This window comes from Stenotrophomonas testudinis (assembly GCF_024499815.1).
In the GTDB taxonomy this organism is placed as follows: domain Bacteria; phylum Pseudomonadota; class Gammaproteobacteria; order Xanthomonadales; family Xanthomonadaceae; genus Stenotrophomonas.
Window position 1 is genome coordinate 1 of sequence record NZ_JAMOKY010000023.1, and the last position, 13,624, is coordinate 13,624.

A 13,624-nucleotide genomic window follows, 5' to 3' on the forward strand; every position below is an offset into this window, starting at 1 on the left:
GGGCACAAACAACCCCCCCCGCCCCCGGCGGGGTTTTTGTGGCCGGGCCCAGACCCACATAAAGCCCCGCGCCCGGGGGGGGGGGGGGGGGCGCGGCCCCCCCGGGGGGGGCCCGCGCCTCTACAGAAAAGCGGCAGTCCACAAAAAACCCGGCCGAGGCCGGGTTTTTCGTGCGGAACCACGACGCCATCACAGCGCGTTGCGGGCTTCCAGTTCGTCTTCCTTCTGGCGATCGAAGAAGGCCATGACCCGGCTCATGATCGGGAAGGTGCCTTCGCGGCCCAGCGCGGACACCAAGAACCACGGCTCCTTCCAGCCAAGCTCGGCGACGATCTGCTCGGCCGCGGCCTTGGCCTCGTCCTCGAACATCAGGTCGGCCTTGTTCAGCACCAGCCAGCGCGGCTTCTGCAGCAGCTCCGGGTCATGCTTTTCCAGCTCGCGCTCGATGGCACGCACCTGCTCGACCGGGGAAATGCCTTCCACGCCGCCTTCCATGGGGGAGATATCCACCAGGTGCAGCAGCAGGCGGGTGCGCTGCAGGTGGCGCAGGAACTGCGCGCCCAGGCCGGCACCGTCGGCCGCGCCTTCGATCAGGCCCGGAATGTCGGCGATGACGAAGCTGCGGTAGTTCTCCACCTTCACCACACCCAGGTTCGGGTACAGCGTGGTGAACGGGTAATCAGCCACCTTCGGCGTTGCCGCCGAGACGGCGCGGATCAGGGTGCTCTTGCCGGCGTTGGGGAAGCCCAGCAGGCCGACGTCGGCCAGCAGCTTCAGCTCCAGCTTCAGCGTGCGCTCTTCGCCCGGCTCGCCCGGCAGCGCCTGGCGCGGCGAGCGGTTGGTCGAGCTCTTGAAGTGCATGTTGCCGAGGCCGCCACGGCCGCCCTGCGCCACCAGCAGGCGGTCGCCGTGCTGGGTCAGGTCGCCGATGATTTCGTCGGTGGCCACGTTGATGATCACGGTGCCGACCGGCACGGTGATGGTCAGGTCTTCGCCGCCCTTGCCATAGGCCTGGCGGCCCATGCCGTTCTCGCCGCGCTGCGCCTTGAAGATGCGGTCATGGCGGAAGTCGACCAGGGTGTTCAGGTTTTCGTCGGCGCGGATGTACACGCTGCCGCCCGCACCGCCGTCGCCGCCGTCCGGGCCGCCGAGCGGAATGAACTTCTCGCGACGGAAGCCAATGCAGCCGTTGCCGCCGTTGCCGGCGAACACTTCGATTTCTGCTTCGTCTACCAGTTTCATTGTTTCGATGCCTGCGATGGGCGCGGCCTGCGTGCCGCCGCCTTGCTTGAATGTCGGGCCGTGCCCGTTGTACCACTGATTCCAACGAAAAGCCCCGCCGAAGCGGGGCTCTTCATGCAGCGTGCGATTCGACCAGCAGGGCCATGCCACGGCATGGCCGCCAGTCCAGCCTTATCAGGCTTCGACCGACACGACGCTGACGGTGCGACGCTTCTTGGCGCCCTTCACCGAGAACTCCACCTTGCCGTCCACGAGGGCGAACAGGGTGTGGTCGCGGCCGAGGCCGACGCCCGAACCCGGGTGGAACTGGGTGCCGCGCTGACGCACGATGATGTTGCCGGCTTCAATGGCCTGGCCACCGAAGATCTTGACGCCCAGGTACTTCGGGTTGGAGTCGCGACCGTTGCGCGAAGAGCCTACGCCTTTTTTATGTGCCATGACCTATCTCCTTACTTGCTGCCACCGGCAATGCCGGTGATCTCGATTTCGGTGTAGTACTGACGGTGACCCTGACGCTTCATGTGGTGCTTGCGGCGACGGAACTTGATGATCCGGACCTTGTCAGCACGACCCTGGGACAGGACGGTGGCGGTGACCGCTGCGCCGCTGAGAGCGTCGCCGATCTTGATGCCATCGCTGTCGCCGAGCAGCAGGATGTTGTCGAACTTGATCTCGCTGCCGACTTCGACTTCGAGCTTTTCAATGCGGAGCTTTTCGCCCTGCGCCACGCGGTATTGCTTACCGCCGGTGACCAGTACTGCGTACATGACCAGACTTCCTCTGTAGTTATTGTGGTCTATGGACTGTCGCCAACGAGGGCGGACAGGAGCGGGATTGTACGCAGATCAATGGGCGCCGGTCAAGTCAACCCCTGGGCGGCCCGGAACGGAACGGGGTCAGATCCCTTTTCACGCCGTGAAAAGGGATCTGACCCCTTCATAAAGCCTTGTCTCATGAGGTGAGACACCGGGCTGGCATTGTCGCCCATTGCCCCCATCTGGTCACCTCGGTAGGCTGACCGATTGCCCGTCCCCCTGCTGGCCCGGCACCCAGCCAACGCCCCCCATAACCGGATCCCCCATGGCGATGGATTTCATCCGCATCCGCGGCGCGCGGACGCACAACCTCAAGAACATCGACCTCGACCTGCCCCGCGACAAGCTGATCGTGATCACCGGCCTGTCCGGCTCGGGCAAGTCCTCGCTGGCGTTCGACACCATCTATGCAGAAGGCCAGCGCCGCTACGTCGAGTCGCTGTCGGCCTATGCACGGCAGTTCCTGAGCGTGATGGAAAAGCCGGACCTGGACCACATCGAGGGCCTGTCCCCGGCCATCTCGATCGAGCAGAAGTCGACCTCGCACAACCCGCGTTCGACCGTCGGCACCATCACCGAGATCTACGACTACCTGCGCCTGCTGTACGCCCGCGTCGGCACCCCGCGCTGCCCGGACCACGGCTACCCGCTGGAGGCGCAGACGGTCAGCCAGATGGTCGACCAGGTGCTGACCCTGGACCCGGAACAGCGCTACATGCTGCTGGCCCCGGTCATCCGCGACCGCAAGGGCGAGCATGCGCAGGTCTTCGACCAGCTGCGTGCGCAGGGCTTCGTGCGCGTGCGCGTGGACGGCGAGCTGTATGAAATCGACGCGGTGCCGCCGCTGGCGCTGCGCCAGAAGCACACCATCGAAGCGGTGATCGACCGGTTCCGCCCGCGCGAGGACATCAAGCAGCGCCTGGCCGAGAGCTTCGAGACCGCGCTGAAGCTGGGCGACGGCATGGCCTCGGTGCAGAGCCTGGACAACGCCGAGACCGCGCCAACCCTGTTCTCCTCCAAGTACTCCTGCCCGGTCTGCGATTACTCGCTGCCCGAGCTGGAACCGCGCCTGTTCTCCTTCAACGCGCCGATGGGCGCCTGCCCCGGCTGCGATGGCCTGGGCATGGCCGAGTTCTTCGACCCGGCGCGCGTGGTGGTGCACCCGGAACTGTCGCTGGCCGCCGGTGCGGTGCGCGGCTGGGACCGTCGCAACGCCTACTACTTCCAGCTGATCGCTTCGCTGGCCAAGCACTACAAGTTCGACGTCGATGCGTCGTGGAACTCGCTGCCGGCCAAAGTGCAGCAGGCCGTGCTCTACGGCAGCGGCGATGATGCGATCACCTTCACCTACTTCACCGAAGCCGGTGGCCGCACCCAGCGCAAGCACCGCTTCGAGGGCATCATTCCCAACCTGGAACGCCGCTACAAGGAAACCGAGTCGGCGGCGGTGCAGGAAGAGCTGGGCAAGTACATCAGCGAACACGCCTGCCCTGAATGCAACGGCGCGCGTTTGAACCGGGCCGCACGCAACGTGTTCGTGGCCGACCGCCCGCTGCCGGAGCTGGTGGTGCTGCCGATCGACGAAGCACTGAAGTTCTTCAGCGAGCTGAGCCTGCCGGGCTGGCGCGGCGAGATCGCCGCGAAGATCGTCAAGGAAATCGGCGAGCGGCTGGGCTTCCTGGTCGACGTCGGTCTGGATTACCTGACCCTGGAGCGCAAGGCCGACACCCTGTCCGGTGGCGAAGCACAGCGCATCCGCCTGGCCAGCCAGATCGGCGCCGGTCTGGTCGGCGTGATGTACGTGCTCGACGAGCCGTCCATCGGCCTGCACCAGCGCGACAACGAACGCCTGCTGGGCACCCTCACCCGCCTGCGCGACCTCGGCAACACGGTCATCGTGGTCGAGCATGACGAGGATGCGATCCGCCTGGCCGACTATGTGCTTGACATCGGTCCGGGTGCAGGCGTGCATGGCGGCGAGATCGTCGGCCAGGGCACCCTGCAGGATCTGCTGGATGCACCGCGCTCGCTGACCGGGCAGTACCTGTCGGGCAAGCGTTCCATCAAGATCCCGGAGCGCCGGCACAAGCCGAACCCGAAGATGACCCTGCACCTGCGCGGTGCCAGCGGCAACAACCTGAAGGGCGTGGACCTGGCGATTCCGTCGGGCCTGCTGACCTGTGTGACCGGCGTGTCCGGCTCGGGCAAGTCGACCCTGATCAACGACACCCTGTTCTCGCTGGCCGCCAACGAGATCAACGGTTCCTCGCACCCGATCGCCCCGTACAAGGAGATCGATGGCCTGGACCTGTTCGACAAGGTGGTGGACATCGACCAGTCGCCGATCGGCCGCACCCCGCGCTCGAACCCGGCCACCTACACCGGCCTGTTCACCCCGCTGCGCGAGCTGTTCGCGCAGGTGCCCGAAGCGCGTGCGCGCGGCTATTCGCCGGGCCGTTTCAGCTTCAACGTGCGCGGCGGCCGCTGCGAGGCCTGCCAGGGCGATGGCCTGATCAAGGTCGAGATGCACTTCCTGCCGGACGTGTACGTGCCCTGCGACGTCTGCCACGGCAAGCGCTACAACCGCGAGACGCTGGAGATCCTGTACAAGGGCTACAACATCAACGACGTGCTGGAAATGACCGTCGAAGATGCGCTGAGGCTGTTCGAACCGGTGCCGTCGATCGCCCGCAAGCTGGAAACGCTGGTGGACGTGGGCCTGAGCTACATCAAGCTGGGCCAGAGCGCGACCACGCTGTCCGGTGGTGAAGCGCAGCGCGTGAAGCTGTCCAAGGAACTGTCGCGCCGCGATACCGGCCGCACCCTGTACATCCTCGACGAGCCGACCACCGGCCTGCACTTCCACGACATCGAAGCGCTGCTGGGCGTGCTGCACAAGCTGCGCGACGAAGGCAACACGGTGGTGGTGATCGAGCACAACCTGGACGTCATCAAGACCGCCGACTGGATCGTCGATCTCGGCCCGGAAGGCGGCCACCGCGGTGGCACCATCCTGGTGACCGGCACGCCGGAAGACGTAGCGGCCTGCCCGCAGTCGTACACCGGCCAGTTCCTGGCCCGCATGCTGCCCTCGACCAGCGCGCGCCCGGAGCAGCCGGCCGCCGTGGCCAACAAGCCCGACGCCCGCCCGCCGCGCAAGGTGAAGCCTGAGAAGCCGGCCAAGGTGGCGAAGAAGGCCGTGGCCGCCAAAAGCACCGGCAAGGCCAGCAAGAGCACGACCAAGAAGAAGGACGCCTGATGAGCAGCGAACACAAGATCCTGGCCCGCATCCCGATCAGCGTGCGCTGGCGTGACATGGACAGCATGGGCCACGTCAACAACGCCAAGTACATTTCCTACCTGGAAGAAGCGCGCGTGCGCTGGATGCTGGGCGTGGAAGGCGTGTCGATGACCGACCGCATCGCACCGGTGGTGGCCGCGACCAACGTCAACTACCGCCTGCCGATCGTGTGGCCCAACGACATCCTGGTCGAGCTGTTCGTCGAGCGCCTGGGCAACAGCAGCGTGACCATCGGCCACCGCATCGTCGACCAGCAGGACGATACGAAGCTGTATTCGGACGGCAACGTGGTGGTGGTGTGGATGGATACGCAGACCGGCAAGAGCGCCCCGCTGCCGGACGCGATCCGCAACGCGTCGAGCTGATCCGCTTCTGGTAGATGCCGACCTTGGTCGGCGTTTGGTCCGCCGGGCATGGCCCGGCGCTACCGTTGCAATTCAAAGGACTGAGATGATCCACCACACCGGACTGCGCGACCTGCTGCCCGGCATGGTCCCCTTCCCCGCCGATGTCTTTCCCGCCGACCAGGCCTGGCTCGGCCAGCACCTGCTGCCGCTGCTGAACATTGACCTGGGCGTGCTGCGGCCTGAGCTGGCTGGCCAGGTGGCGACGATGCTGTGCCCGATCGAGCCGTATGAAGGCTGCATCGGTGACGACACCACCGCACACCACAACGCGTTCACCGGCATCAACTGGATCGCCTTCGCGCTGACCGCGGACAACCGCATGCGCTTCCTTGGCACGCAGGAATACTTCCTGGGTGAAGCCGTGGATGGCGACGAGGCCCGCGCCCATATGGTGGAAATGCGCGAGAGCCATGCCAAGGCGCGTGCGTATTTCCAGCAGCACGGGCGCCTGGCCAGCTGCTCGCGCTACGGCGAGGGCGAGCTGGACGAACAGGCATGGCTGCAGCAGCTGGGCGGCCCGATCTGGTTCGGCAACTGGTCCGGCTATGCCCCGCTGCCTGCGGCGTTCCAGCTGCAGGATCTGGCCGGCTACCGGCAGCGCGGCAGCCTGCGTTTCCGCAATGACAGCAGCCAGCTGCCCGACGATGGCCTGCAACTGACCCGCGACGGCCAGCCCTTCTTCCATGTGGCAAGCGTGCCGGCCAGCAACCGGGTCGCGGCTGGCGCCGATGCCATCGTGATGTTCTACGAACCGCACAGCCGTACGGTTCTGTTTACGTACGACTGGTCGTAGAACACCGCCGGGCATGGCCCGGCGCTACCCAAGCATGACCGCCGGATCATCACCGGTAGCGCCGGGCCATGCCCGGCGGAACGGGCGACGCGTTACGGCGCAGCCTTGCGCACCGTCAACGTCACGCTGGCTTCGCCACCGCCCTCCAGCTGCAGCTGCAGCGGCACGACCTGGCCTTCCTTCAGCGCTCCCTTGCCCTCCATCAGCATCAGGTGCAGGCCGCCCGGCTTGAGCTCGGCGCGCGCACCCGGTGCCAGCGGCAGCCGCTCGACCGCACGCATGCGGCTGACCCCATCGACGATCGTGGTTTCGTGCAGCGATACGTCGCCGAAGCTGGCGCTGCGTGCGCCGCTGATGGCCACCGCTGTCGCGCAGCCGTTATGGATCACCCCGTAGCCGGCGGTCATCGGCATGGCCGGATTTGGCGGCAGGCGCGCCCAGCCCTGCTGCACGGTGACGCAGGCGGGCACGGCGGTCGCCGCCGATGCTGCCCCCGCACACAGCAGCAACAATACGCCAACGAATGGTTTGGTTATCATCGCCTCAGATTCCTGTCCGCAACGAGACCGCAGCATGACGACGCTCATCGAGGTGATCAACCATGGCCCCATCCGCGAACTGCGCCTGGCGCGGCCACCGGTCAACGCACTGGACACCGAGCTGTGCCGGCAGCTGATCCACGCCATCGAGCTGGCGATGGCCGAGGACGCGCACGGCATCGTGCTGTCGGGCAGCGACCGGGTCTTCACCGGTGGCATGGACGTGCCGCACCTGCTCTCCCACGGTGATGACAAGCACAAGCTGCTGGACAGCTGGAACGCCTTCTTCGGCGCGGTGCGCAGCGTGGCCGAGAGCCGTATCCCGGTGGTGGCGGCCATCACCGGCCATGCGCCGGCCGGCGGCTGCGTGCTGGCGCTGTGCTGCGACTACCGGGTGATGGCGCGCAGTGCCGACCCGGCACGCCCCTATGCCATCGGCCTGAACGAGGTGCAGGTGGGCCTGGTGGCGCCGGAAGGCATCCAGCGCCTGCTGCGCCGCGCGGTGGGCGTGCACCGTTCCGGCATCCTGCTCGCCACGGGCGCGCTGGTGCCGGCCGAGCAGGCGCTGCAGATCGGCCTGGTCGATGAACTCGCCGACGGCGAACTGGTGGTGGCCCGCGCCATCGCCTGGCTGCAGAACCTGCTGAAGCAGCCGCGCCAGCCGATGCTGCTGACCCGCGCGGTGGCCCGTGCCGACCTGCAGGAGGCCCTGCACCCGGACCTGATCCAGCTGGACCGGTTCGTGGAGGCCTGGTTCGCGCCGGATGCGCAGAATGCCCTGCAGGCGCTGGTGGCGAGGCTGGGCAAATAACGGCCGCCCCCGCCCGGGGTCAGAGCCCTTTCGCAAAGCGAAAGGGATCCGACCCCTGACCGGTATAATCGAGCCTTCTTCACTGCTGTGGCCGCCCCCTTGAACGACACGCCCGAACCCGTCGTCTCCGAGCTGATCGACCTGCTCACCCTGGAGCGGCTGGAGGACAACCTGTTCCGCGGGCAGAGCCGCGACATCGGCACCAAGTACGTGTTCGGTGGCCAGGTGCTGGGCCAGGCACTGGCGGCGGCGCAGGCCACGGTCGACAACGGCCGCCACGTGCACTCGCTGCACGCCTATTTCCTGCGCGCAGGCAACATCGACCACCCCATCGTCTATGACGTGGACCGTACCCGCGATGGCGGCAGCTTCTCCGTGCGCCGGGTCACCGCGATCCAGCACGGCAAGGTGATCTTCTTCTGCGCGGCCTCGTTCCAGCAGGCCGAGACCGGCGCCCAGCACCAGCACAAGATGCCCGAGGTGCCGCAGCCGGAGGACATCGAACCAAACCGTCCGCTGCCGGCCGAGGTGCTGGAGCGGCTGCCGATCAAGGTGCAGCGCTGGCTTTCCCGCGGCGGCCCGTTCGAGTTCCGCCACGTCTACCCGCGCGACGAACTGAACCCGCCCAAGCGCCCGCCCTACCACCAGGTGTGGCTGCGCCTGAGCGAACCGGTCGGCGACGCGCCCGAGCTGCACCAAGCGCTGCTGGCCTATGCCTCCGATTTCCACCTGCTGGGCACGGCCACCTTCCCGCACGGCATCAGCTACTACCATCCGCACGTGCAGATGGCCTCGCTGGACCACGCGATCTGGTTCCACCGCCCGTTCCGCGCCGACGACTGGCTGCTGTATTCGCTGGACAGCCCCAGCGCGCAGGATTCGCGCGGCCTGGCCCGCGGCCAGTTCTTCACCCGTGATGGCGTGCTGGTGGCCAGCACCGCCCAGGAAGGCCTGATCCGCGTAGTGCCGGACCAGGATGCCGCGGCCGCCGTGCCGGCCAAGGAGTAAGCAATGCGCCAGATTTTCAGCAGCCAGCGCGTGGAAACCGTCGAGGGCGTGGCCGAGCTGCTGCGCAGCCACGACATCGAAGTGAAGGTGACCAACGGCCGCTCGTACAAGACCCGTCGCCGTGGCCAGTTCAGCTATACCGACCTGGGCAACAGTCAGGGCTACCCGGCGGTGTGGATCGTGCGTGCCGACGACCAGCCGCGTGCACGCGAGATCCTGCGTGACGCACGCCTGCTCGACACCACCCGCCGCGACCACCCGACCGCCGAATTTGCCTTCCGCGATACAGCCGAGACCACCGGCAGTGGCCGCGGTTGGGCCTGGCGCATCCGCATCGCCCTGCTGGTGGTGATCGCCGGCGTGGCGCTGGTGATCGGCCTGCGCCACCGCGGCGCCCCGGCTCCCGCCGCACCGGCCCCGGCCCCGCAGGCCCAGCCGCAGCAGGCGCAACCGGCCCCGCAGGCGCCGCCGGAAGAGGAAGAAGTCCGCGTCCGCATCCAGCCGTCGACGTAACGCGCACGTAGCGCCGGGCCATGCCCGGCGAGCACAGCGGCCTGGCAGATGAGCCGCCGGGCATGGCCCGGCGCTACCGGGACGCGAACCGGTCACATCAGGCGCGCAGCTCCGTCTTGGGACACAATCCCAGCAGGAGCTGCCGCCATGACGACTTTCGCTGCAACGATCGACGAGACGCTTGAACGCGAGCTGCCGGCGGCCAGCACTGGCTGCCAGCACGCCTATGGGCGCATCGTGGTGGCCTGCCAGAACACGGTCACCGCCATCGCCCTGGCGATCACCCGCGACCGCCAGGCCAGCGAGGACATCGCCCAGGAGGCCTTTGTGAAGGGCTGGCAGCAGCTGCACCAGCTGCGCAGCTCGACCAGCTTCCTGCCCTGGCTGCGGCAGATCACCCGCAACCTGGCCCGCGACTGGCTGCGCGCGCAGCGCGGCCGCCCGCTGACCGGCGACGCCGCCGAGGTCGCGCTGGGCATCGCCGCCGACCCGACGCCGGGTGCCGCCGACCGCCTGCAGCGGCTGGAAGAAGAAGTGGCCGCCGAGGACATCATCTCGGCCCTGCCCAGCGACAGCCGCGAAGTGCTGCTGCTCTACTACCGCGAAGGCCAGCGCTCCCAGCAGGTGGCTGACCTGCTGGGACTCAGCGATGCGGCCGTGCGCAAGCGCCTGTCACGTGCACGCGCGCAGGTGCGCGACGGCCTGCTGCAGCGCTTCGGCGATTTCGCCCGCAGCAGTGCGCCCAGTGCCGCGTTTGCGACAACGGTGGTGTCGATGGTGCTGATCGCTGCACCGGGCACGGCCAGCGCAGCGATCCTGCTGGGCACCGGGGTGGGCGTGGGCGGCAGCAAGCTGGGCCTGGGCGGCGTGAGTGCCGCCGGAGGTACCGCCATGGGTTCATTGACCGCCGCTGCCAGCCAGCTGCACCTGATTCCCGCCAGCAACTGGGCCGCCGTTGCCGGGGGCGTCGTCGGTGGCATCATCGGCAGCTATCTGGGGGGCTGCTTCCTGCTGCGCTTCGCAGACACCCCGCAGGAACGGGCGGCCGTGCGACGGTTCGTGCACCTCAATACGTTCACTGCGATGGTCGTCTGCACCAGCCTGTTGGTTTCGCTGATGCTGCAGGTGCCGCTGTGGCTGCAACTTGCCATTCTCGTCATCGGCCTGGGTACGGTGAACTACCAGTGTCTGGTGCCGCTGCAGCGCGTGATGGCCCCCATGATCGCGCGTGATTCGGCGCGGCGCGGCCGCAGCGGAACCAACTGGCAATACGAATCCGTCTACGGGCGCACCGGCATCATCGGCGCGAACGTCTTCGTGATCGCCCTGGTGGTGTATACGCTGATGCGCAGCGGAAACGTATAACGGACAACGCCGGCAGTCTGCCGGCGTTGTCGTCATTCGCTGCGTCGACCCTCAGCGCTGCGGCGCCGGTGCGCCACCGTCGCGCGGGCCGCCGTGGCGCGGGCCACCGTGCATCGGGCCTTTGGCGGCATCGAACTCGGCCTTGCTCAGCTGGCCGTCCTTGTTGGTGTCGGCGGCAGCGAACCAGGCGTCACGGTGCTGCTTCATGCGCAGCTCGCGGTCGGCCTTGTCCAGGTAGCCGTCCTTGTTGACGTCCATCTGGTCGAAACGCGCGGCCAGGCGCGGGTCGGCTTTCGCTTCCTCACGGCTGATGCGGCCGTCCTTGTTCACGTCCAGCTTGGCCATCCAGGCGCCCGGGCCACCACGACGGCCGTGCTTCCAGCGCGGCAGCTCGTCACGCGACAGCTTGCCATCCTTGTTCTTGTCCAGCTCGTCGAACTTCGCGGCCAGGCGCGGGTTCGCGGCGGCTTCACTGCGGTCGGTGACGCCATCGCCATTGGTGTCCAGCTTGGCATGACGCTGCGCCGGGGCATTCGGGTCGGCCGGAGTATCGGCGGCCAGGGCGATGCCGGTGGCGGAGGTGCCCAGCAGCAGGGCCAGCAGCAGGGGGGTACGGATCATAGAGTCACTCCTGATAAGGGGATTGCGTCATTGCGTCGAGGTGATCACTTCACCCTCGGGAGACAACAACGCCCGACCACGACATCGGTTGACGCAGCTGCCAGTTCCGTTCATCCGGCGGACAGTCGCGGCCATTGCGACACGCTGGGGCTATGCTGTGCCCATGGCGATCCACGGCGACAGAGACGACGAACTGAGACTGTTCCAGACCGGCGAGCACCCCTGCGGGTACTGGTCGGACCGCGTTGCGCGCGATCTGGTGCTGGACCCGCAGGACCGCCGCCTGGGCGGGCTGTACCCGCTGGCCCTGAGCTGGGGCTTCCGCCGCAGTGGCGACCTGGTCTACCGCCCGCACTGCGCGCAGTGCCATGCCTGCGTGGCCGTGCGCATCCCGGTGGCGCGCTTTGCCGCCGACCGCAGCCAGCGCCGCTGCGCCGCGCGCAATGCCGACCTGGAGGTGCGCATCACCGCCGCCATGCCGCGCCAGGACCTGTTCGACCTGTACCACCGCTACCTGACGCATCGCCACGCCAACGGCGGCATGGATGACCACGGACCGCACGAGTTCGAGCAGTTCCTGATCGGCAGCTGGTCGCATACCCGCTTCCTGGAGATGCGCCTGCCCGGCCATGACGGCCAGCCCAGCCAGCTGCTGGGTGTGGCGGTGACCGACGTGACCGAACACGGCCTGTCGGCGGTCTACACCTTCTTCGACCCGGACCATGCCGCGCGCGGGCTGGGCACCTTCGCCATCCTGCAGCAGATCGAATGGGCCCGGCGCGAGGCACTGCCGCACCTGTACCTCGGCTACTGGATCCGCGACCACCAGAAGATGGACTACAAGCGCCGCTACCGCCCGCTGGAGGCCTATGACGGCCGCCGCTGGCATGATTTCGACAGCGATCTGGACGGACGCTGACAAACCGCTGACACCAGGCCGGGTGCACAATACGGCCCATGAACATCACCCGCCGCCATCCCCTGATCCTCGCCCTGGCCCTGCTCTGCGGCGCCAGCGCCCCCGCCTTCGCCAAGTCCCCTGCGATGACCGAAAAGCCGTCCTCGACGCTGCGCCTCGCCACCTACAACACCTCGCTGTATTCGGATGATGCCGGTGGCCTGATCAAGGAACTGGAAGGCAACAGCGAGCATGCGCGCAAGATCGCCGCGGTGCTGCAGCAGGTGCGCCCGGACCTGGTGCTGCTGAACGAATTCGACTTCGACGACGCCCACCGCGCCGCCGACCTGTTCCAGAAGCGCTACCTGGAAGTGGCCCAGCCCGGCGGCGGCAAGCCGCTGCACTTCGCCTACCGCTACCTGGCCCCGGTCAACACCGGCGTGCCCAGCGGCCTGGACCTGGACGGCAACGGCACGGTTGGCGGCGAAGGCCGCAGCCGTGGCAACGACGCCTGGGGCTACGGCCTGCACCCGGGCCAGTACGGGATGCTGGTGCTGTCGCGCTACCCGATCGACGAAGCGAAGGTGCGCAGCTTCCAGCTGCTGAAGTGGAGCACGATGCCCGGCGCGATCCGTCCGGTCGACCCGCGCACCGGCAAGAGCTTCTACAACGACCAGGTGTGGTCGCAGCTGCGCCTGTCCTCGAAGTCGCATTGGGACGTGCCGGTGAAGACCCCGGCCGGCGTGGTCCACGCGCTGGTCTCGCACCCGACGCCGCCGGTGTTCGACGGCCCGGAAAAGCGCAATGCCGCGCGCAACCACGACGAACTGCGCCTGTGGCAGGAATACCTGTCGGCCGGCGACAAGCCCTGGCTGTGCGATGACAAGGGCCACTGCGGCGGCCTGGCCCAGGATGCGCGCTTTGTGATCTTCGGCGATCTGAACAACGACCCGGTGGACGGCGACGGTCGCCACGAGGCCATCGTCAACCTGATCGAGAACCCGCGCGTGCTGCGCTACCCCACCCCGCGCAGCGTCGGTGGCGAGCAGACCAGCCTGGCCTATGCGGCCAAGGGCATCCTGCGCAAGGGCGCGCCGTTCCACGCCACCGGCGATTTCGGCCCGAAGTCCGGCACCATGCGCCTGGATTACGTGCTGCCCTCGGCCGGCTTCGAGTACGTCGGCAGCGGCATCTTCTGGCCGGCCAATGAAAGCCCGGAAGCGAAGATCGCCGACGGCAGCGACCACCACCTGGTGTGGGTGGATGTGAAGTAGAGTTGACTGTTAGTCGACTGCATGGAAAACGTACCGA

At 67.5% G+C, this 13,624-nt stretch carries 14 protein-coding genes; 9 read left to right on the top strand and 5 right to left on the bottom strand.

Going from position 1 to position 13,624, the window contains the following annotated elements; genetic code table 11:
- Positions 1-189: 189 nt before the first annotated feature.
- The 3 genes from cgtA to rplU form a co-directional block, all read right to left on the bottom strand.
- Positions 190-1,242, bottom strand: coding sequence for an Obg family GTPase CgtA (gene cgtA, locus NQ204_RS13000; RefSeq protein WP_079221070.1), 1,053 nt, complete (start codon positions 1,240-1,242; stop codon positions 190-192).
- A gap of 174 nt (positions 1,243-1,416) precedes the next feature.
- Entirely contained in the window at positions 1,417-1,680 is a 264-nt protein-coding gene (gene rpmA / locus NQ204_RS13005; RefSeq protein WP_004148333.1) for a 50S ribosomal protein L27, read from the bottom strand.
- Between the two features lie 11 nt (positions 1,681-1,691).
- Positions 1,692-2,009: a 50S ribosomal protein L21 gene (gene rplU / locus NQ204_RS13010; RefSeq protein ID WP_004148331.1), complete on the bottom strand. Its 318-nt coding sequence runs from the start codon at positions 2,007-2,009 to the stop codon at positions 1,692-1,694.
- A gap of 313 nt (positions 2,010-2,322) precedes the next feature.
- Between rplU and uvrA the strand changes: the two genes are divergently transcribed.
- From uvrA to NQ204_RS13025, 3 genes are all read left to right on the top strand, one after another.
- Entirely contained in the window at positions 2,323-5,316 is a 2,994-nt protein-coding gene (gene uvrA / locus NQ204_RS13015; RefSeq protein WP_116865285.1) for an excinuclease ABC subunit UvrA, read from the top strand.
- The gene (locus tag NQ204_RS13020; RefSeq protein WP_116865286.1) at positions 5,316-5,723 is read left to right on the top strand and encodes an acyl-CoA thioesterase; all 408 of its coding nucleotides are present in this window, start codon (positions 5,316-5,318) and stop codon (positions 5,721-5,723) included. Before uvrA ends, NQ204_RS13020 begins: the two co-directional genes overlap by 1 nt.
- 85 nt (positions 5,724-5,808) lie before the next feature.
- Entirely contained in the window at positions 5,809-6,558 is a 750-nt protein-coding gene (locus NQ204_RS13025) for an enolase (RefSeq protein ID WP_256644082.1), read from the top strand.
- 92 nt (positions 6,559-6,650) lie between these two features.
- Here NQ204_RS13025 and NQ204_RS13030 read toward each other — a convergent pair whose 3' ends face one another.
- Positions 6,651-7,097 (bottom strand): copper chaperone PCu(A)C, encoded by a 447-nt coding sequence (locus NQ204_RS13030; RefSeq protein WP_256644083.1) that lies wholly within the window; start codon positions 7,095-7,097, stop codon positions 6,651-6,653.
- Positions 7,098-7,131: 34 nt separating this feature from the next.
- Between NQ204_RS13030 and NQ204_RS13035 the strand changes: the two genes are divergently transcribed.
- The 4 genes from NQ204_RS13035 (at position 7,132) to NQ204_RS13050 (ending at position 10,794) form a co-directional block, all read left to right on the top strand.
- On the top strand, positions 7,132-7,908 hold the full coding sequence (locus NQ204_RS13035) for an enoyl-CoA hydratase/isomerase family protein (RefSeq protein WP_256644084.1): 777 nt from the start codon (positions 7,132-7,134) through the stop codon (positions 7,906-7,908).
- A gap of 87 nt (positions 7,909-7,995) precedes the next feature.
- Positions 7,996-8,916, top strand: a complete 921-nt coding sequence (gene tesB, locus NQ204_RS13040) for an acyl-CoA thioesterase II (RefSeq protein ID WP_200752761.1) — start codon at positions 7,996-7,998, stop codon at positions 8,914-8,916.
- A 3-nt stretch (positions 8,917-8,919) separates the two neighbouring features.
- Positions 8,920-9,429 carry a pathogenicity-like protein gene (locus NQ204_RS13045; RefSeq protein ID WP_164075398.1) on the top strand — a complete coding sequence of 170 codons (510 nt, stop codon included), beginning with the start codon at positions 8,920-8,922 and terminating at the stop codon, positions 9,427-9,429.
- Positions 9,430-9,576: 147 nt separating this feature from the next.
- A complete protein-coding gene (locus tag NQ204_RS13050; RefSeq protein WP_256644085.1) occupies positions 9,577-10,794 on the top strand; it encodes an RNA polymerase sigma factor in 1,218 nt (405 codons plus the stop codon).
- Between the two features lie 51 nt (positions 10,795-10,845).
- On the opposite strand, the gene NQ204_RS13055 is transcribed toward NQ204_RS13050, so the two are convergent.
- Entirely contained in the window at positions 10,846-11,415 is a 570-nt protein-coding gene (locus NQ204_RS13055; protein WP_256644086.1) for an EF-hand domain-containing protein, read from the bottom strand.
- A gap of 163 nt (positions 11,416-11,578) precedes the next feature.
- Between NQ204_RS13055 and NQ204_RS13060 the strand changes: the two genes are divergently transcribed.
- Both NQ204_RS13060 and NQ204_RS13065 read left to right on the top strand, forming a co-directional pair.
- Positions 11,579-12,334, top strand: coding sequence for an arginyltransferase (locus NQ204_RS13060; RefSeq protein WP_116864757.1), 756 nt, complete (start codon positions 11,579-11,581; stop codon positions 12,332-12,334).
- 38 nt (positions 12,335-12,372) lie between these two features.
- Entirely contained in the window at positions 12,373-13,587 is a 1,215-nt protein-coding gene (locus tag NQ204_RS13065; RefSeq protein ID WP_256644087.1) for an endonuclease/exonuclease/phosphatase family protein, read from the top strand.
- Positions 13,588-13,624: the final 37 nt, after the last annotated feature.